Origin of the sequence: Liquorilactobacillus aquaticus DSM 21051, from assembly GCF_001436755.1 — a bacterium.
Taxonomy (GTDB): Bacteria; Bacillota; Bacilli; order Lactobacillales; family Lactobacillaceae; genus Liquorilactobacillus; species Liquorilactobacillus aquaticus.
In genome coordinates, this window is sequence record NZ_AYZD01000018.1 from 72,409 (window position 1) to 91,411 (window position 19,003).

Below are 19,003 nucleotides of genomic sequence, written 5' to 3' on the forward strand. Positions count from 1 at the left end.
GGCTTACCTCTTTAATTATTTTTTTGAATAAATATTTGCATATCACGGGGCAAGTTACACTTGATATTAATTACCTTATCCAAAAAAGGATGCTTAAATATAAGCTGTTCACAATGAAGTGCTTGACGTTGTACGGGTACATGCCTTTGTCCCCCATACAGACTGTCTCCAACTAACGGGTGTCCAAGATATGAACAATGAACGCGAATCTGGTGTGTTTTTCCTGTATGAAGTTGAATTCGACAAAGAGTATAAGCTTCGCGTAAGCATTGCACCTGCTGTATCTCCGAGCTCGCATTAACGCCCTTGTCGGTGACTTGTCTTTTTATGATTGACGAAGGATCTCGATCGATGGGAAGGTTTATCAATACGTGTTGATTCTTTAACTGACCTGTCAAAATCGCAAGATAGTATTTCTGGACGCGATGACACTTCAGCTGCACATCCAATAAGGAATGCGCATAGCAGTGTTTGGCAAATAAAACTATCCCAGATGTATCTCGATCCAAACGCGTCACAATATGAGGGATAATTCCCCGATATTGCTTAAGTTGATAATATCCCCAAACACGGTTCACAAGAGAATCAGTCGGATGCAAAGGTGAGGGAATGGAGGCAACGCCTGGTGGTTTATTCACAATTAAAAAATCACGATCCTCGTAAAGGACATCGAGTGGAACATATGATGGAATCAGCGAATTTTTTGAATTTTCAGGAGGTAAAATAAGCGTTAGCCTATCATTTGTACACATTTTATCAGTCTTGCGTCCCTCTTTGCCATTCAATAAGATATGGCCACCTCGATATCTTACCTTTGTTAAAAGTCGGCGTGAAACTCCCTTTAACTTTAAAAAGGTTCGAATCTTGATGGGTGAACTTTCTACATACTCCCAGCTAATTTGCATATTCCGCCCCAATAAACGCATCTTGGACCCTTTGCCAAAACTGCATGTGGCGATACTTGGCGAAGTGGATGCTTTTTTTTGACGTTTTAAAGGTAATTTGTTTAATTTGACGACCATGATAACTATTCTGATCAACCGTTAAAATATAATCACTTTCACGATTTGGATATAATGTGACCCAATCATTGGGAGCGATTATCATCGGTGAACTCAAAGTACGAAAAACACGATTATTGATCGATCCGATTTCTGTCATTTGTAAAACCCTTAGATTGGGATGAATAACAGCCCCACCTAAGGATTTGTTATACGCAGTTGATCCAGTTGGAGTCGAAATACAAAGTCCGTCTCCGCGAAATTTTTCAAAAATTTCTCCACCAATGTAAACATCAGTTACCATCGTAGCACTGTTTCGCTTTAAAGTTGCTTCGTTCAGCGCCAAAAAGACTTCCGGTCTCAGTTGATCAACATAGCTGACTTTAACATCTAACAGCGGGTAACTAACAGACTGACCATTGTCTGATTGCAAACTTATGACAAGATCATCGATCTCATCATCTCTCCAGTCTGTATAAAAGCCTAAATGACCTGTGTGAACTCCGACAAAGCGCACCCTATCTAGAATATTTTTATATTGATGGAAAGCTGCCAACAGCGTTCCATCCCCCCCTACTGTTACAACAATATCAGGGTTATCATTGTCTAAAACAAAATGTGTATCCTTAAATTTCTGATGCAGCTTTCGACTGATCATCATTGATTTGCGGCCCTCATTAGCAAAAATGGCTATTTTCATAACTGACCTCTTTTATTTACATTTTAACCGTTTATTTAATACTATTAACCGAGTATAGTATACATAGTTGCTTAATTTTCAAGCCTGTTTCAAAATATTGTTGCACTTTTGAAATTATCTTTTCTAATATAACTATAGCATACTGACACTTGATCATTCTTTTTTATGACCACGTTTATAAGAAAATAAGTTTTGGGCCTCTTGAATTTCTCCTCTAATTGCAGTCATTTCCTTATCCAATTGAAAAGCTGCTTCTGCAGCACGCTGCAAGCGATTTTCTAATATTTCTGGAAATTCACCTTGATATTTATAATTCAGCGAGTGTTCTATTGTTGCCCAGAAATTCATCGCTAACGTTCTAACCTGAATTTCAGCCAAAACCCGTTTTTGGCCTTCGAGCATTTGCACTGGATATTCGACAACAATATGATATGAGCGATAGCCACTTGGCTTTTTGTTCAAAATATAATCTCTTTCATCTATAATATGCATGTCTTTTCTTTTTCTTATAAGTTTAACAATCTGATAAATATCATCAACAAATTGGCACATGATGCGAACTCCCGCGATATCTTCCATATCAATTGCTAAACGTTCTTTACTTATTTTGCGACGCTGCATTTTCTCAACAATACTATCAACTGGCTTAACACGCCCCACTACGAATTCAATTGGAACATGTTTTTGCGATCTTTCAAATTGATTTTTCAATGCCAAAAATTTTGCTTTGATTTCCAAAACAGTTTGTTCATATGGTAATAAAAAATCGTCCCAAGTTTTTGTCACAACGGTCTCCTCTGATCTGTATCATATACCCCATTATTTTAACATACTCAACAACGTAAGGTAATTCCAAAAAAAGACTCATAAAAATAAGGCAGAAACATTGAAAAAAAAAAAAAATTTGTTAAAGTATAGTTAGCAATTAACTAGATATAGAAAAGAGAGAAAATTTTACTAAGCGGAGGAAAGATTAGTGTTAGAAATGTATTTGTTTATCAACCCAATAGGTGGCAAGTGCTACCATTCAGAGCAGAACATACTAAGACTAGTAGATCAGTTAGATGTAGAAGTTCGTTTTAGCTTCATTCCATTTTTGAATTTACAAACAGTAAGCTCAATTATGCGGAGAGAAAACATCCCTCTAAATGACCTGCAAGCACGCAACCAAATCTTCAATAATATTTATCAAGCATCACTTGATTACAAAGCAGCTTCATTCCAAGGAAAACGTTGTGGTCGTAATTATTTATTAAAACTTCAGGAACAAGTTGTTGACTTTGGAAACGAGTACAATGAAGAAGTTGCCCAAAAGGTTGCTCAAGCTAGCGATTTAGACTGTGATATGTTTAATGATGATCGTCATTCATCATTTACTATCAACTCATTCAAACAAGACCAAAAAATGGCCGCTGAAATGAATGTCCATGAACATCCAACCGTTGTAGTTTATAATTTGGATGGTATGGACTGTGGTGTTTCATTTACTGGTTGCGATTCTTATGAGCTATTAAAACAGCTATGCACAGGACAGCTGAACGAAGAAATTGTTTTGAAACACAAATCATCTACCCGAAAACACAATTATACTTCTTTGCACATTCTGTAATATCTGCAAGCTGAATGCCATCTAGAATTCAAATAAGTTGAAATTAGATCTAGTTAGGAATTGACTACAAATCAATCCTGACTGTTTTTTTATTTCTGCTGAAAATGAAACTTGAGACTGATTATATTGCAAATTGTTAATATTATTCAAAATAGCGACCTTATCCTTGATTGGAATAAGATCGCTATTTCTACGTAATTTGCGGACAAATACCACTTCTTCGCAACACTTCAGTTATTTTGTAGTTAGTGGAATCCATTAAAATCGCGCTAAACCGTTCACTTAAATTGAACTGGCAATTTCCCACGAAAACTGATACCTTCTGCCATACTTTTTTTGAATTATATTGTTAATTTAGTTAAGTACCAGCGCCTCTAGTTCACTTAACCTCTTTTCAAAAAGATCAAATGCTGAATCAAGATAAGCCTCTTTAGTCATATCGACTCCTGCTTTCTTAATGATTTCGATTGGAAAGTCGGAACTTCCAGCTCTCAAAAATGCGAGGTAATCTTTCGGGCCCTGTGTTATAATTTTTTGTGCTAACGCCGATGCTGCTGCAAATCCTGTTGCATATTGATAGACATAAAAATCGTAGTAAAAATGGGGAATACGTTCCCATTCGAAAGCTATTTCAGGATCATTAAAAATATCTGATCCGTAATAATGCTCGTTCAAGGACATATAGTACTCATTCATTTCTTTAGCTGTTAAAGCTTTTTGTCCGGCATCTTGTTCGTGAATCCATTGCTCAAACTCTGCAAATTGTGTCTGACGAAAAACAGTTCCCTTAAATCCATCCAAATAATGATTAAGAATATATGCTTTTAATTGCGGATCTGACGTATTATCCAACAAGTATTGTGTCAGCAAGTTCTCATTAGTAGTTGATGCAATTTCAGCGACAAAAATCGAGTAATCACTATAGTGATAGTCCTGATTAGTGTTGCTGGCATATGAATGCATACTATGACCCATTTCATGAACCAAAGTAAACAAACTTTCGAGATTATTTTGCCAATTTAAAAGAATGTACGGTGCAGTATCATACATTCCTGAAGAATATGCTCCGCTGCGCTTCCCCTTGTTCTCAACAACATCAATCCATCTGCTCTTAAAAGCTTCTTTTACTTTTGCTGTGTAGTCATCTCCCAAAATATTCAAGGCCTTGACTGCTATTTTCTGTGACTCCTCATAACTGTAGATTTTACTAGGGACTTTGGTTATTGGAGTGTATAAATCATACATGTGAACTTGATCAATTTTTAAAATTTTCTTTCGTAACGCAACATATCTATGCAATAAAGACAAATGATGATGCACACGTTCAACAAGTGTATCGTATACAGAAACAGGTATTTCATTCTTTGCAAGTGATGCACTGCGAGCATCTGTATAGTGACGTTTCTGTGCTAAAAAATTGTGCGTATGCACATGCGATGAAAGAGACAGTGCAAAAGTACTTTGAAACTGCTGATACACGTGATACATACCTTCAAAAGCAGCTTGTCTAACACTCCTTTGTGGATTTTCCAACAACTTACCATAATTTCCATGTGATAACTGAATCAAATTATTTTGTGCATCTCGTACTTCAGGAAACTTCAAATCAGAATTGTTTAAAACACCAAAAAAATTCTCAGCTGTCGAAAAAATGTCTGTAGCTCCCGCCAGCAGTTCTTCTTCTTTCATTGATAAAATGTGTTTTCTTTGTGAAGTTATTTTCTCAATTAAATGCCGGTACTTTGCCAATTCAGTATTTTGAACAAGATATTCTTCTAACCTATCTGCCGGCAATTCTAATAATTCCGGTTCAAACCAGGAAACACTTGCTCCAACTTTTGCATATAATTGTCTAGCTCTTGCAATAAGACCTTGGTAGTACTTATTACTCGTATCTTGATCATTTTTCAAATTAGCATATACAAAAAGCCTTTCCATTCGACGTTCGAATTTTAAAATCGTCTTCAAAGCTTCTAAAAAAGCGCTATCACTTTTTGACAACAGACCCTTATATGTTGCAACCTCTGCAATTTGAGTATCAATATTTTTTAACTCTTTTTCACATTCCCCATCATTTTTAAAAATCAAAGTCAGGTCCCATGTCAATTTTTCTGGGATTTCTTCACGTAACGGTAATTTTATACTTTCCTCTTTCATATTATCCCTCCATTAAACTCTTTCTGTCTCTCTTTATCAAAGCATAGCCTATTATAAATTGCAATGATGGGATCTGATTAACTTAGTTGCTGCGAGGTCTTTCCTTGAAGTTCTATGATTAATTGTTCCTCAAATCTCTTGCGGTCGATGAAGGGCACCTTAAATAAATATTTATCAATTTTCTGTAGATAATCTAATCTTTTTTTATTACCCATTGGTATTTCTCCTTGTTGAAGTAAAGTCTCAGTTCTCCAATAAAGTTCTTTTTCATAAAACAACGGAATCCCGTATTTTTTCTTCAAAATCAGTGGCTCTAATTCTTGAAGCCTGAATCCTTTTTGGTAGACATACTCCTGCAGCCTTCTAAAATTACCCAGAGAACGAGAGCAACTTTTAAAAAAATTGTTTTTTTGTCTAAAACATTCCTCTCTTGTAAGAGTATGATATGTTATTTTATGATTTTTTGACATGAATTCCTTTAACTTATCTACGTTACCAGTACAAAACCGATAATAACGTACTGGTAAAAAATCGATCTGCTGAATTCCATAGATCAATTCAAATCGTGAACTTAAAGTGTCAAAATACAGCAAATAAAAACCAAGTTTTTTTGTCCATTGCATAAACTGCCCAATTTGCTGTGTTAGCCTTCTTCCAACTTTATAACGCTGCCCCAATATCCAGCAGAATTTTAGCCCACTGTTACGATAACCTTCTGACCGTGAATACAGTTTTTTTAAATTCAATGGTGCACATTGAAACTCAATTGCAATAGTTTTTTCATCTCTAAATCTAATTAAAATGTCAGGTCTTTGATTTAGTACTTTAATATGTTGTTCTAGTGCACCCGTATAACCTGCATTTTTATATGCCGCAAAGATTTCTTTTTTTCCCGCTAAATGTTCTGACGTCTCTCCCTCAGAAAAAATTTGACATGTCTTTTTTTTGTGCGCAAAATGACTTATTTTAAAATTTCCTTTTTTCAAAATTAATTCTGCTTTGCATCCAGGACACCAATAATATTCCCCTTGTTTAGCATGGCCTGCCAAAATCGAGCCGTTTTTTGATTCTGCTACTAGCATCAGTCCCACCCCCATCCCTAGATAGATACGCAGACTGAACTCGTAGCTTTTTATATAATAAAAATGTACAAAAAAAACCCAAATCAAACTATATGGTTTGATTTAGGGCTATCAGCTATCATTTTATTTAAGGGTTTACTGGCTTTTATTACTTGAAATAATAACGAGCCAACTCAAGTGCTGAGCTACTCAATAATTTTTTCCCACGTTCTTGCAAAACATCTGGTGAAATACTTGCTCTTCTACCATATTCAACAACTAAAGAAAGAGTATCTCTAACTTGACTATCACTGGTTTGACCAACGAAGAAAATCAAGTCAAGATAGTACATACCACCAAGCAAATACAAAGTAGATGCAATTTCTTCATTATGCAAGATTTTTGCGGCTTGAACAAAGTTTTCAAAATCTTCAAACTCAACCACAACATGTCTCTGCTTAATTGTTTTGTCTTTTAAATATTCTGAAACACCATCACCATCATTCTCTAATGCTTTTTTCTTATTCTTGGATTTAGAAGTAGATAACTCTTGACGAATATATTCTGAAACATCTTCGTTTGCTCCAAGAAGAGAGAAATCCCCTTCGTCGGAACTATCGTTATTATTCTGATCCTTTTCAGATTCCTTAGGATCAACTTTGCTGATAAACAGTTCAAGACCATTCTTATTTGGAAGCAACTGGAATGTCACGGCATCATTTTCACGAAACTCATGATCAACGTCAACTTCCTCTAAAATACTGTAAAAGAAACTTTCAATCTCTTTATGGTTCCCAAGTAGGTCAAGGACAGTAATACCGCGTTCGGTTAAATCCTCGGTTTCAAGTAACACACGTATTGTGTTATCATTGATTTTCTCCATCTCCATCTAGGTCACCCACCTTTCCAGTATTACCCTCTCGCTTAATGATAACTAAAAATAAGAAATTGTAAAGCACTTTATCTTAAAAAAAGTAAAATACAGAGGTCGGGACGAATATTGTCTCAACCTCTGTATCAATTCTTAAAAAAAGACTTATAAAACCTTTAAGTTTTAAAAACAATCTTTTAAATTACTAAAACCCAGCCATTCTTTGTGCACGCTGTAATTCCAATGCTCGAACTTCACGTGGTAAGAAACGTCGTATTTCATCTTCATTATAACCGACTTGTAATCTCTTCTCATCCAAAATAATCGGTCTGCGCAACAAACCAGGATTTTTTTGAACAAGGCTGAACAACTGCTGTAATGGCATGTCATTCAGATCAATATTCAGCTTTTGATATGCTTTCGAACGTTTGGAGATAATTTCCTCTGTTCCATTTTCTGTCATCTGTAATATTTGTTTAATTTCGTTAATACTCAACGGCTCAGAAAAAATATTACGCTCTTTAAAAGAAATATCGTGTTCTTTCAACCATGCACGTGCTTTTCGACAAGAAGTGCAACTTGGTGATGTATATAGAGTAACCATATTTTTTCGCTCCTTTTCTCCATTGAACCTGCTAACTATAATTAATATCGCCCACAAGCTTATTATACTACTTTCATCAAAAAATTAATACCTTTTTTATTAAAAAAAACAAACAAATTAGCAAAAAATATTCATTTAAAAGCCTATTATGCTAGTATTTCTTTGCTTTTTTAACCTTGCTTTTTTTGAATTTTATGACATATTAATTTTTAGTTTGATTTATTTTATAGTATTCATACGATATAAGTTATATACCAAGAAATAAGCTAATAAAGAAAGCGTTAACCATAGTCTGCAGAGTATAAAACAAAAAGCGGTTACACTATAGTTACATAAATTTAGGTTAACTAAAAAGACCGTCCTAAAATACTAACAAGTTATTATCTTACCAGTTTCGGCTATATCAACCTCGATCGATTTCGTTGCTGCTTCTTTTGCTTCTTCAAGCAACAGGTTTAAATCCTCTTTTTGTGGAAGATGAGTCAGAATAAGCTTTTTCACAGCTGCATCTTTAGCCAGTTTTCCTGATTCAGTAGATGTCATGTGCCATTTGGGTTCTTTTTTTCCAGCGCTGTAGTTTGTATCTGTCATTAAAACATCGGCGCCACGCACAAAAGCAGTCAATTCTGGAATATAATCTGTATCTGCCGTAAAAGCAAAGATCTTTTTGTCACTAGTATCCTCTATTTTAACAGCATAAGCAGTGACTGGATGTTTTGTTTTAAGAAAACTAATTTCAAACGGTCCTAGTAAAAGTTTTTTGCTAGGTTCATATGCTTGTCCAATTGTTGCCTTGTCCCATGTTAAATCATCAAAATGCTTCTTATCCTGTTTGTGTCCATATATCGGCAAAACTTTTCCATCAATACGTGAATTGTTTAATTGCCAATAATACTGTAGAACACCGATGTCAGCGATGTGATCATTATGATAATGTGAAAGTAAAACAGCATCAAGGTCCAATGGATCAAGATGTTTTTCTAAATTTAACAACGCCCCACTCCCACAATCAAGCAACAGGTTGTACCCCTTACTTTGAATTAAATAACAACTAGTTGCCTGACCATTATACGGATATCCTCCTAAAAAACCTAATATTGTAATTTTCATTATCACTAGCTCCTTTCCATATACTCTTGACCTTTTACTAGTAAAAATTATAACACATGCCTCAGTAAGCGTTATAATCGATACGGAGGTGTTTGTTTTGAAATTATTGAATATGACTTTTGGCTCTGAAGTTGTCCTATCACAGCTACGCAAAAAAATTAAAAACCTTGAATTAGTACAATTACATCCTGTTTCAAAAAATGAAAATGATATTCTCTTAGATTTATCTAATGGCAAAAATTCTTTTAATAGCGGTATTTCTTTTGAAATAGTCAGTGGGATTTTTTCAAAAAAGATCAATCAGTTTTATGTTTTTTCCTATCTCACTCTAAACACTGAGGAGCAGAAAGTTTTTCTGACTCTACTCAACCAATCAAATAGCAGCAATATAGTGCTTGCACGTTCACTGAACCACAATTTCAATTTTCTTCTACTATCAACATGGACTAAGCAAGAGGACTTTCTTCTTTGGAGTAATACCAGTCCGCTCTTGTTCAGTCAAAAATATTTAAGGAATCCTGCGTATCAAGCACATACAGCTATCTACCAATCCAAAGCTGATTCATTTATGGCTTAGTAACCATGAACATTGACCGACTCCAAAGAAAACAGTTACAATAGCTATATAATCCATGTTTCAAATCATTTTCTTACAACTACTTTTATTTACTAAGGAGGAGCCTAATGAAAAAGGAACAAACTGAATTCAGTAACATTCAAAAATTAGACCCGTCGATCATTGTAGAACTTCGGTACGCTACGACTAATAACTTCACGCACAAAATAATCTATAACTTCACAACCGCGATTGCAAGAACTGGAACTGCTCAAAAGCTGAGTAAAGCAAGCCAGGCACTGTTTAGGGAGGGATTCCGTTTAAAAGTGTGGGATGCTTATCGTCCTGTAAGTGCACAAAAAAAATTGTTTGAAGTTTATCCTAATCCTACTTTCGTTGCACCTCCTAACCCTAATTTCAGTCATCAAAAAGGTGTGACCTTCGATCTAACTCTTACTGATTTGAACGGTACTGAAATGGAAATGCAAACTGGTTTTGATGATTTTTCCAAATCTGCTAAGCGTGATAGCTTTCGCACTGCTGAACAGGAAAAAAATTATCAAATTTTAAACCAGGCAATGATTGCTGCCGGATTTGTTGGTTACTCCAATGAATGGTGGGATTATCGCGATACTGAGAGTGATCTCTATCAACCGGCAGCAGCTGACCCAAATGACTATCGGTAACCATTTCTGAGTTGCTTACTCATCAATATTTTTTCATTAATAACACATCAAAAAGAATACTTTTTCAATTTTAATTCAACTAATTAGGAGTATTCCAGTAGCTTTTAAACTTTTAGAATATGTTGATCCAATGTAACACTGGATTAAAAAATGGGGCTAAGTCAAACATTAGTTTGAGCTAGTCCCATTGTCTTGTTCTGCAACGTCTGTATCATGTTCTGGTAGTAATCAATCTTTTCAGTAAATAAACCATTAAATTGTTCTGTATCTCATCGTAATAGTTTATCCCACAGTATAACTTTACCTGCCTTCAAGGAGCGTTGAACATCAATTATTCTTTGATTGGAACTTCCTCTAAATTGAAGGGTTAAATCTTTTTTAGGTAACTCAAAACGTCCATCCACCAGAATATCAATTTTAGACAGAAGCTCTAACTTATCTTCAGAATCTCTCAGCAATTCATCCCAACGATACCCACTCCAAGACCAGACGTCTTTGGTATTACCATACTCCGCATGCATGCGATCAACTAAGCGCAGACATACTTGCGTGTTAAGGAAAGGTTCACCACCTAAAAGTGTGAGGCCTTGGCAATAATCCTCACCTAAGTCTTTAATAATAGTGTCTTCTAAACTTTTCGTATAAGGTGTTCCATAATGAAAACTCTGCGCAACTTTATTGTAGCAACCCGGGCAAGCGAACTTACATCCACTAACATAGATACTGCATCTTACACCTTCACCATCTACAAAATTAAATGGTTTATAATCTGCAATGTACTCTTGGCTTAAATCTCTAGCAAGCCATTCTTCCGGTTTAGGATCGCGAGGCTTGCGCTCTTTTTTTATTCTATTCTGCATTTTGATCCATCCCATTGAACATATTCTTAGCTCTTGAAGCAATTTCAACGTGACGTCCATGAACCATTGGACGTTGTAATGGATTACCTAGATATCCGCACGTCCTTTTGACACAATCACAACTCTTTGGATCATGATTACCACAGTCTGGGCACTCAAAACCACGTTCTGTTGCCTTAAACTCACCTTGAAAACCGCATTTATAACAATGATCGATCGGTGTATTCGTACCTAGATAACCAACCTTATCATAAGCCCAATCCCATACTGCTTCTAAAGCTTTGGGATTTTGACGTAAGTTAGGATACTCGCAGTAATGAATGAATCCGCCGGAACTATACTTAGGATATGCCATCTCAAAAGCTAATTTTTCAAACGGAGATGGATGTTTACGGACATCATAATGGAAACTATTAGTATAGTAATCCTTTGCTGTGATATCTGCTACTTTACCAAATTTTTTGCGGTCTGCAACACAAAAGCGATCAGTCAAAGATTCGCTAGGTGTTCCATAAACGCTAAAATGATAATCGTACTCATCTGACCATTTTTCACAATTTTCTTTCAATGCTTTGACAATCGATAGCGTAAAATCATGTGCTTCTTTATTTTGCTCCCAATTCGATCCGTAAAAAGAAGTACCAACCTCATATAGTCCAATGTAGCCAAGTGAGACCGTCGCACGACGATGCTTAAAGAGTTCATCAACATTGTCTTCTGGACTCAGTCGTTTCCCGAAAGCTCCGTATTGATACAAGATAGGAGCATTCTCTGGAATAGCTTGCTTGACCCGATTAACCTTAAAAACAAGGGCCTCTTTACAGACTTGCATCCGCTCATTAAAAATTTCCCAAAATAACTTTTTATTTCCATGCGCCTGTAAAGCAATACGCGGCAAATTAACAGTAACAACACCAAGGTTCATCCGCCCTGAATTTACTTCTTCACCCTCGGTATTCTTCCATCCCTGCAAAAAGCTGCGGCATCCCATAGGAGCCTTAAAACTTCCAGTTAGAGTTTTAATTTTATCGTACATTAAAATATCAGGGTACATCCGCTTAGTAGCGCACTCAACTGCCAGTTGTTTAATATCATAATTTGGATCATTCGATCTAAGGTTTAACCCTTTTTTCAATGTAAATACTAACTTAGGAAAAATTGCTGTCCGTTTCTCACGGCCTAAGCCTTGAATCCGAATACGCAAGATCGATCGTTGAATCTCACGTTCAATCCAGGTCGTTCCCAAACCAAACCCCAAAGTTGTGAAGGGTGTCTGTCCCTGTGATGAAAACAACGTATTGATTTCATACTCCAGTCCCTGCATTGCGTCAAAAATATCTTTTTTTGTACGCTTTTTTGCAAACTCTTTTCGCTTATCATCATCGTCAATATATTCTTCAGCATCCTTCAAATGCTTATCATAATTGCGCATTGCAAAGGGAGCAAGCAATTCATCTACCCGATCTGCAGAACATCCGCCATATTGGCTAGATGCCACATTAGCAATAATCTGTGCCATTTGTGCAGTCGCAGTCTGAATAGAATGTGGGCTTTCAACTTCGGCATTACCAATTTTAAATCCATTTGTCAGCATTTCCTTGAAATCTATCAAACAGCAATTCGTCATCGGGCTCCAAGGAGTGTAATCCAAATCATGATAATGAATATCTCCACGCAAATGTGCTTTTGCAATATGCTCTGGCATCATTCGTAAACCAAGTGTCTTGCCAACTGTTCCTGCAGTTAGGTCACGTTGGGTGTTAAAGACATTACTATCCTTATTCGCATTCTCATGTACCAAACTCGGGTCCTTGGCTTGTAATCTCTGCAAACGCTTAGTCGGATCCGTTTGTTCTTCCCATTGGACCGTGCGTTCCTTATGAACAGCTATGTACTTTATAGCTTCCTCATGAAAGCCCAAATCATTCAACGCAACTATAAAGGCACGGTGAACATTATCCGCATTTGTCTCTGTTTTGTCTTCAAGCTGCTTTAAAATTGCATTAAGCAAAGGCTGTATCTCAGCACTTAAACCTAGCTGATCAAGAACTAATTCAAGCTTGTAAACAGCAAACGGCATCTTGTATCCATCCCGTTTAATAAAAAGTGTCGGGATTCTTGTTAAATTTTTTGTATTTATTTTGGTTTCTGTCGTTGCCATTACTAATTCCCCCTGTTTCTTTCTTCTGTATATATTCTATTACTTTAAGCCCCTAAATACAATCTATTGTGTGCTTTTTAAAACTGATGCCTATATATTGTGTAAAACTCACCAAGCAAAAAGCCACTTCCCACGCTATTTCTACCTCTAAAAAAGTTTTTTCTCATTTTTTTAGCCAGATCTTAAAAAACTATATATAGCGTCTGCTCATTTATATTGTAGTTTTAAACAGTTGCGTTATAATTAGAATATTCTAATTAAGGAAGGTAAAATTAATGGTCGAAGATTTAAATGATATAGCAACACATGTAAAGCAAGGATTAACAGAACTATTAAAAGTTGCTGACCTTGACCCCGAGGATATTGTTGTTTTAGGCTGCAGCACTAGTGAGATCCAGGGAGAAAAAATCGGGAAGAATTCAAATCTCGCTATTGGTCGAACCGTCATAAAAACTGCTCTGTCTGTTCTAAAACCTCTAAAACTACATCTTGCAGTTCAAGGCTGTGAGCATCTCAACCGCGCATTGATAATTGAGCGTACCGTTGCCAAACAGCACGGTTTTGAGCAAGTTACCGTTTACCCATCTCTTCATGCCGGTGGTGCGGCACAGGTAGCTGCATTTGAGGCCTTTGATAAACCTGTTGAGATTGAACATGTTATCGCCCAAGCCGGGATGGATATTGGTGACACATCTATTGGAATGCATGTTAAATTTGTCCAGATACCGGTCAGAACTTCTATTAAAGAAATTGGTGGCGCGCATACGACTTTCTTGCGAAGCCGACCAAAATTAATTGGTGGTCAACGCGCACAATATGAGTGGCATGCTCCTAAAAACGATTTAAGATAATATCGCGCAAAAAATAGTACCCTGTAATTTGAAGATTACCGCGCCCCCCCATGAAGTAGATTTAACTTTTGGAGGAACACCGCAGAATTCAAATTTCTACAGAGTACCTTTTTTGTAAATTGACAATTATTATCTTTTTAAAGACATACTTCCACAAATTCCTTAGTGCTGATCAGAATTAGTCCATTTTTCACCCAACAATGATATAACGTTCTCAAAGTGGTCTCCCTTTGCCTTGAACTTCAAAATACGCCGCTGATCATCTTGTTCATCTTTTACGATCTGAACCTGCAAATGTTCTTGTGGTATTTCATCTTGAACAAATTCAGACCATTCAATAACACTTACTCCACCGCCATTAAAATATTCCTCTAGCCCAAGATCATCACCGCCAACACCCTCAAGGCGATAAACATCCATATGAAAAAGCGGTAACCTTCCTTGATGATACTCCCTGATCAAGTTAAAAGTTGGGCTCTTAACGTTGTTTTTGATTCCTAAACCTATTGCCAGTCCTTTTGTGAAAGTAGTTTTTCCAGCCCCTAAATCGCCATCCAGTAAGATAACATCATTCGGCTTGATGTAAACAGCCAACATTTGTGCAATCTGCTTCGTTTCAGCAGCAGTATTGACTATAATCTCCATTCAAACACCCCTTTTATTGATCAAAAAATCGCCTTGATCAATTATACAATATTTGCTCAGAGAATAAGCACCAAAAAAGACTTTTGACTTAGAACTTGGACTGAGACTAGAGAGTTAAACCTGACGAAGCCTTAATTTTTATCCTTAATCATTTTTAATTAGTCGCTTGCAGAGCTGTAATAATCGCTACTTTATATACATCTTCTTCATTCGCCCCACGCGATAAATCTGATACCGGTTTATTCAAGCCTTGCAGAATTGGACCGATCGCCTCAAAATTTCCTAATCGCTGTGCAATTTTATATCCGATGTTTCCAGCCTCTAATTCTGGAAATACAAAGACATTGCTCTGACCTGCCACTTTTGACTTTGGCGCTTTATGTTGCCCCACAGATGGAACAAATGCTGCATCGAATTGCAATTCACCATCAATATTCTCGTTTGGTGCCAACTTTTGTGCGATTTTGGTTGCCTCAGCTACTTTTTCTACTTCAGTTGATTTAGCAGAACCTTGGGTTGAAAAACTGAGGAGCGCTACCTTAGGATCAATATCGAAAAGGCGTGCTGTTTTAGTACTTGCGACTGCAATCTCAGCTAGCTCTTGAGCCCCAGGATTGATATTAATTGCACAATCAGCAAACAGATATTTCTCTTCTCCACGTGTCATTATGAAAGCACCGCTTGTTCGACTGATACCAGGTTTTGTTTTTATTATTTGCAAAGCGGGTCTTACAGTATCACCAGTCGGATGAACGGCTCCTGAAACAAGTCCATCTGCAAGATCCATGTAAACAAACATTGTTCCAAAATAGTTTGCATCTTTCAGCATTTTATATGCTTGTTCTTCAGTATTTTTACCCTTACGTCTTGCAACAAAGGCTTTGACCATTTCTTCAAATTTTTCAACTGGATAGTTTTCTGGATCAACAATAGTCACTGAATCTGGAATCATTTGCCCTATTCCAGCCGCTACTTTTTTGACTTCATCCACCGTTCCAAGGATAATTGGCCGAACTAAGCCATCTTTAGCCAAACGAATAGCTGCTCCAACTACTCGTTCATCATTTCCTTCTGGAAAAACAATTTTTTTGTCTTCTCCCTTAATCTTGGCAATTAAACTTTCAAATAGATCCATAATACACGCCTCCAATAAATTTTTATACTCTGATGTTAACTTCTATTAACTTCCTCTGGCAACTGCCAATCAATTGGTTCTTCACCCATTGCGACTAAAGCTGCATTCGTTTTAGAAAAAGGCTTTGACCCAAAAAAACCACGGTGAGCCGATAAGGGACTTGGATGAGCAGATTGCAGCACAATATTTTTGTTAGTATCAATCAATTTTATTTTGTCTCGCGCTGATTTTCCCCACAGAATGAACACTACAGGACGCGAACGCTCAGACAACTTTTTTATTGCAGCATCTGTCAGTTGCTCCCAACCTTTGCCTCGATGTGAGAACGCCTGCCCATTTCTCACTGTTAAAACAGTATTCAGCAACAAAACCCCTTGTTTGGCCCACTTTTCCAAATAACCGTGTTTAACAGGCTTGATTCCTAAATCGCTCTGCAACTCTTTATAAATATTTGCGAGGGATGGCGGAATTCTCACTCCCGGCAATACTGAAAAGCTGCATCCATGCGCCTGATTAGGTCCATGATAAGGATCTTGCCCTAAAATGCATACTTTAACTTTTGAAAAGGGCGTCCATTCAAAAGCTTCAAAAATATGATACATATCTGGATGAATAAGTTGTGTTGTGTATTCTTCTTTTAAAAAGTCATGCAGCTTTAAGTAATATGCCTTTTCGAATTCAGGTCCTAGAACATCTTGCCAATCATTTTTAATAAGCGTTTTCATTATCGACACCTCGCACATATTTTACCATATTTTAAATATTCTTTTTACTATTATCTGTAATTAACAGAAAATAGTTTATTCTCTAGATCAATCGACTTACTAAAAAAAATAAGTTTTTCATGGTAGAATACAGGTAAATATGTACAATTAAGTGGAGGAAACGTTATGATTCAAATTATTGCTTCAGATATGGATGGAACCTTATTAAATGATAAGATGGTTATTTCTAAAGAAAATGCGGCTGCAATTAAACGTGCACAGGCCGCTGGCGTGCACTTCATCGTTTCAACAGGTAGAGGATTCACAGAAATCAAGCCATTGCTCAAAGATGCTGGTATTAATTGCCCTTTGATTACTTTGAACGGTGCACAAATATTTGATGAAAATGGACGTATATTAAGCTCATCCCCAATTCACGATCAACTTTCAAGTAAGATAATTCATTATTTGAAAAAAAAGAAGCTATACTTTGAAGTTGTTACATCAAAGGGCATTTTTTCAGATAACAAAGCAAAACGAATTGAAAACTTTGCTGAACTTTTAACCAATGTGAGCCCAGAAACACCGTACAAACTCGCGGTTACAATGGCTGCTGCACGAATGGAATTAATGAATATAAATTATATAGACAACTATCAAAAATTAGTTGACGATAATCACATCAATATTTTTAAGGTCGTTGCTTTTAGCAATGAAGGTCATAAAGTTTTAGACCCTATCAAAAGAGAAATTCAGCAGTACGAAAATTTGATCGTTACTTCTTCTTCAAGCTCTAACATTGAAATAAACCATGTTAATGCGCAAAAAGGTGCCGCACTTCAAGCTTATGCTGATAAATTAAACGTGCCAATGGATAATGTGATGGCCATTGGTGATAATAATAATGACATTTCAATGTTGAAAGTTGCCGGTGTCAGTTATGCAATGAAAAATGCTATTACGGAAGTTAAGCAACTTGCTACAAGGTTAACAGCTTCTAATACTGAAGATGGTGTTGGCAAAGCAATTGATGAACTTTTAAACGAGGACTAACAGTATTCATAAAGAAGCTATTAGTTTAAGGAGGGATTGAATTGCGTAAGTTATATGTTCAGAAAGGGCGGCTTGCGGAACAAGGGGCCTCAACAATAAGCGATATAAATCGAAAAAAAATCTACTTAGTTGTCGGTAAGTGGGGGCGCCACCAAGATGTCCTTTCAGTTTATGCAATTTCTGGAACTCTTTTAGCCGAAATAAAGCAGCACGGCTTTGGTCTCTTACCCCACTTTGATTTGTTCAAACATAATGAACATGTTGGCACACTTAGACGCTACCATTTTGGAAAAAAAGATATTCTGATTGTGCGTGGACTAAATTGGTTCATTGTCGGGGATTTATATACTTCTCGTTATCGTATCTTCCATGGGCGTCACACTATTATGACGCTCCAAGAGGTTACTCTCCCGTTTGGAGACTGCCTCGAACTGTCAATTGACAATGAAGAAAACGAGGCTTTATGCATCTGCATCGTTGCTATTTTAGATCATCTTGTTCGTTCGCTATCAAAAAAACGTGCACACATGTACAATTTGCGTATCAGATACAATTAGTTTTTCATTTAAGAAAGGATCAATTATATTGTTAATCAGAACTGCCCAAAAGAAAGATGCCTTACAGATAGTTCCGCTTTTTAAGATTATTCTCAACGAAATGGAGCTTCCAGCACTGCAACTGATCCCTGAAAAAAAATTAGACAAAATCATTCAATTTGCCTTTGAAACGGAAGCTATTCGCTTTAGCATGGGCAAAACAATTGTGGCCGAAATAGATGGTCAGATTGCTGGGTTTGCTTTTGGATATCCTGATGAAATGGAGAAATCCATCAATGACATTTGGGAACGAGCTGTTTCTGCTGTCGAACTTCCTGAAAAAATAAGTCTTTTTACTGATGACGAAACTTTTCCCAATGAATGGTATCTAGATTCAATAGCCGTTTCCTCTGCTTTTCGCGGAAAAGGTGTTGGAACAAAGTTACTAACCACTCTTCCTAAGATAGCACTTAATTCTAATAAACCGTGTGTAGGATTGAGCGTTGATCTTCAAAATCCCTTAGCTGAAAAACTATATTCACGAATTGGCTACAAAAAAGTTAGGACAACAGTCATCAGTCATCATCATTATCATCACATGCAATTAAGAGTATAATTGCATTTTTTTGATACCTAAAAAGGTCTAAGACTCAATGAGAAACATCTCTCACTGAGTCTTAGACCTTTTTTAACTGCACCCAAA

The 19,003-nt window shown here is 36.5% G+C and carries 20 protein-coding genes; 7 read left to right on the forward strand and 13 right to left on the reverse strand.

Annotated elements, in window-relative coordinates; all coding sequences use genetic code 11:
• Window positions 1-11: 11 nt before the first annotated feature.
• The 3 genes from FC19_RS07040 to yjbM form a co-directional block, all read right to left on the reverse strand.
• The gene (locus FC19_RS07040; protein ID WP_057876285.1) at window positions 12-905 is read right to left on the reverse strand and encodes an RluA family pseudouridine synthase; all 894 of its coding nucleotides are present in this window, start codon (window positions 903-905) and stop codon (window positions 12-14) included.
• A complete protein-coding gene (locus FC19_RS07045) occupies window positions 895-1,701 on the reverse strand; it encodes an NAD kinase (RefSeq protein ID WP_057876286.1) in 807 nt (268 codons plus the stop codon). The genes FC19_RS07040 and FC19_RS07045 overlap by 11 nt, the downstream gene beginning before the upstream one ends.
• Before the next feature lie 153 nt (window positions 1,702-1,854).
• Complete coding sequence (gene yjbM, locus FC19_RS07050) at window positions 1,855-2,487, reverse strand: GTP diphosphokinase (RefSeq protein WP_057876287.1); 633 nt, start codon at window positions 2,485-2,487, stop codon at window positions 1,855-1,857.
• 199 nt (window positions 2,488-2,686) lie between these two features.
• Between yjbM and FC19_RS07055 the strand changes: the two genes are divergently transcribed.
• Window positions 2,687-3,310 (forward strand): DsbA family protein, encoded by a 624-nt coding sequence (locus FC19_RS07055; RefSeq protein ID WP_235809348.1) that lies wholly within the window; start codon window positions 2,687-2,689, stop codon window positions 3,308-3,310.
• A gap of 354 nt (window positions 3,311-3,664) precedes the next feature.
• Here FC19_RS07055 and pepF read toward each other — a convergent pair whose 3' ends face one another.
• The 5 genes from pepF to FC19_RS07080 form a co-directional block, all read right to left on the reverse strand.
• Window positions 3,665-5,467 carry an oligoendopeptidase F gene (pepF, locus tag FC19_RS07060; protein WP_057876289.1) on the reverse strand — a complete coding sequence of 601 codons (1,803 nt, stop codon included), beginning with the start codon at window positions 5,465-5,467 and terminating at the stop codon, window positions 3,665-3,667.
• A 77-nt stretch (window positions 5,468-5,544) separates the two neighbouring features.
• Window positions 5,545-6,549, reverse strand: coding sequence for a competence protein CoiA (locus FC19_RS07065; protein WP_057876290.1), 1,005 nt, complete (start codon window positions 6,547-6,549; stop codon window positions 5,545-5,547).
• Window positions 6,550-6,697: 148 nt separating this feature from the next.
• A complete protein-coding gene (locus FC19_RS07070; RefSeq protein WP_057876291.1) occupies window positions 6,698-7,417 on the reverse strand; it encodes an adaptor protein MecA in 720 nt (239 codons plus the stop codon).
• Window positions 7,418-7,604: 187 nt separating this feature from the next.
• Complete coding sequence (gene spxA / locus FC19_RS07075) at window positions 7,605-8,003, reverse strand: transcriptional regulator SpxA (RefSeq protein ID WP_057876292.1); 399 nt, start codon at window positions 8,001-8,003, stop codon at window positions 7,605-7,607.
• Window positions 8,004-8,372: 369 nt separating this feature from the next.
• The gene (locus FC19_RS07080) at window positions 8,373-9,113 is read right to left on the reverse strand and encodes an MBL fold metallo-hydrolase (RefSeq protein ID WP_057876293.1); all 741 of its coding nucleotides are present in this window, start codon (window positions 9,111-9,113) and stop codon (window positions 8,373-8,375) included.
• Between the two features lie 97 nt (window positions 9,114-9,210).
• Here FC19_RS07080 and FC19_RS07085 point away from each other — a divergent pair, with 97 nt between their 5' ends.
• On the forward strand, window positions 9,211-9,690 hold the full coding sequence (locus FC19_RS07085) for a hypothetical protein (protein ID WP_057876294.1): 480 nt from the start codon (window positions 9,211-9,213) through the stop codon (window positions 9,688-9,690).
• Between the two features lie 107 nt (window positions 9,691-9,797).
• Window positions 9,798-10,355 carry a M15 family metallopeptidase gene (locus FC19_RS07090; RefSeq protein ID WP_057876295.1) on the forward strand — a complete coding sequence of 186 codons (558 nt, stop codon included), beginning with the start codon at window positions 9,798-9,800 and terminating at the stop codon, window positions 10,353-10,355.
• A gap of 269 nt (window positions 10,356-10,624) precedes the next feature.
• Here FC19_RS07090 and nrdG read toward each other — a convergent pair whose 3' ends face one another.
• Both nrdG and nrdD read right to left on the reverse strand, forming a co-directional pair.
• On the reverse strand, window positions 10,625-11,215 hold the full coding sequence (gene nrdG / locus FC19_RS07095; protein ID WP_057876296.1) for an anaerobic ribonucleoside-triphosphate reductase activating protein: 591 nt from the start codon (window positions 11,213-11,215) through the stop codon (window positions 10,625-10,627).
• On the reverse strand, window positions 11,205-13,376 hold the full coding sequence (gene nrdD, locus FC19_RS07100) for an anaerobic ribonucleoside-triphosphate reductase (protein ID WP_057876297.1): 2,172 nt from the start codon (window positions 13,374-13,376) through the stop codon (window positions 11,205-11,207). The genes nrdG and nrdD overlap by 11 nt, the downstream gene beginning before the upstream one ends.
• Window positions 13,377-13,651: 275 nt before the next feature.
• On the opposite strand from nrdD, the gene FC19_RS07105 reads away from it, so the two are divergent.
• Entirely contained in the window at window positions 13,652-14,227 is a 576-nt protein-coding gene (locus FC19_RS07105) for a TIGR01440 family protein (RefSeq protein ID WP_057876298.1), read from the forward strand.
• Between the two features lie 162 nt (window positions 14,228-14,389).
• Here FC19_RS07105 and tsaE read toward each other — a convergent pair whose 3' ends face one another.
• From tsaE to FC19_RS07120, 3 genes are all read right to left on the reverse strand, one after another.
• A complete protein-coding gene (gene tsaE / locus FC19_RS07110; protein ID WP_057876299.1) occupies window positions 14,390-14,872 on the reverse strand; it encodes a tRNA (adenosine(37)-N6)-threonylcarbamoyltransferase complex ATPase subunit type 1 TsaE in 483 nt (160 codons plus the stop codon).
• A 154-nt stretch (window positions 14,873-15,026) separates the two neighbouring features.
• Window positions 15,027-16,007, reverse strand: a complete 981-nt coding sequence (gene pta / locus FC19_RS07115) for a phosphate acetyltransferase (protein ID WP_057876300.1) — start codon at window positions 16,005-16,007, stop codon at window positions 15,027-15,029.
• Between the two features lie 35 nt (window positions 16,008-16,042).
• Entirely contained in the window at window positions 16,043-16,732 is a 690-nt protein-coding gene (locus FC19_RS07120) for a uracil-DNA glycosylase (protein ID WP_057876301.1), read from the reverse strand.
• A gap of 165 nt (window positions 16,733-16,897) precedes the next feature.
• Here FC19_RS07120 and FC19_RS07125 point away from each other — a divergent pair, with 165 nt between their 5' ends.
• Genes FC19_RS07125 through FC19_RS07135 form a run of 3 tightly spaced genes read left to right on the forward strand, consistent with a single transcriptional unit; the run spans window position 16,898 to window position 18,916 of the window.
• Window positions 16,898-17,764 carry a Cof-type HAD-IIB family hydrolase gene (locus FC19_RS07125; protein WP_057876302.1) on the forward strand — a complete coding sequence of 289 codons (867 nt, stop codon included), beginning with the start codon at window positions 16,898-16,900 and terminating at the stop codon, window positions 17,762-17,764.
• Window positions 17,765-17,805: 41 nt separating this feature from the next.
• Entirely contained in the window at window positions 17,806-18,321 is a 516-nt protein-coding gene (locus FC19_RS07130) for an LURP-one-related/scramblase family protein (protein ID WP_187327541.1), read from the forward strand.
• A 28-nt stretch (window positions 18,322-18,349) separates the two neighbouring features.
• Entirely contained in the window at window positions 18,350-18,916 is a 567-nt protein-coding gene (locus FC19_RS07135) for a GNAT family N-acetyltransferase (protein ID WP_057876303.1), read from the forward strand.
• The last annotated feature ends 87 nt before the right edge of the window (window positions 18,917-19,003 follow it).

Coding starts and splice junctions, on each gene's coding strand:
- FC19_RS07040 (WP_057876285.1), bottom strand. CDS start 905: ATGCAAATTAGCTGGGAGTATGTAGAAAGTTCACCCATCAAGATTCGA.
- FC19_RS07045 (WP_057876286.1), bottom strand. CDS start 1,701: ATGAAAATAGCCATTTTTGCTAATGAGGGCCGCAAATCAATGATGATC.
- FC19_RS07055 (WP_235809348.1), top strand. CDS start 2,687: ATGTATTTGTTTATCAACCCAATAGGTGGCAAGTGCTACCATTCAGAG.
- pepF (WP_057876289.1), bottom strand. CDS start 5,467: ATGAAAGAGGAAAGTATAAAATTACCGTTACGTGAAGAAATCCCAGAA.
- FC19_RS07065 (WP_057876290.1), bottom strand. CDS start 6,549: ATGCTAGTAGCAGAATCAAAAAACGGCTCGATTTTGGCAGGCCATGCT.
- FC19_RS07070 (WP_057876291.1), bottom strand. CDS start 7,417: ATGGAGATGGAGAAAATCAATGATAACACAATACGTGTGTTACTTGAA.
- spxA (WP_057876292.1), bottom strand. CDS start 8,003: ATGGTTACTCTATATACATCACCAAGTTGCACTTCTTGTCGAAAAGCA.
- FC19_RS07080 (WP_057876293.1), bottom strand. CDS start 9,113: ATGAAAATTACAATATTAGGTTTTTTAGGAGGATATCCGTATAATGGT.
- FC19_RS07090 (WP_057876295.1), top strand. CDS start 9,798: ATGAAAAAGGAACAAACTGAATTCAGTAACATTCAAAAATTAGACCCG.
- nrdG (WP_057876296.1), bottom strand. CDS start 11,215: ATGCAGAATAGAATAAAAAAAGAGCGCAAGCCTCGCGATCCTAAACCG.
- nrdD (WP_057876297.1), bottom strand. CDS start 13,376: ATGGCAACGACAGAAACCAAAATAAATACAAAAAATTTAACAAGAATC.
- FC19_RS07105 (WP_057876298.1), top strand. CDS start 13,652: ATGGTCGAAGATTTAAATGATATAGCAACACATGTAAAGCAAGGATTA.
- tsaE (WP_057876299.1), bottom strand. CDS start 14,872: ATGGAGATTATAGTCAATACTGCTGCTGAAACGAAGCAGATTGCACAA.
- pta (WP_057876300.1), bottom strand. CDS start 16,007: ATGGATCTATTTGAAAGTTTAATTGCCAAGATTAAGGGAGAAGACAAA.
- FC19_RS07120 (WP_057876301.1), bottom strand. CDS start 16,732: ATGAAAACGCTTATTAAAAATGATTGGCAAGATGTTCTAGGACCTGAA.
- FC19_RS07125 (WP_057876302.1), top strand. CDS start 16,898: ATGATTCAAATTATTGCTTCAGATATGGATGGAACCTTATTAAATGAT.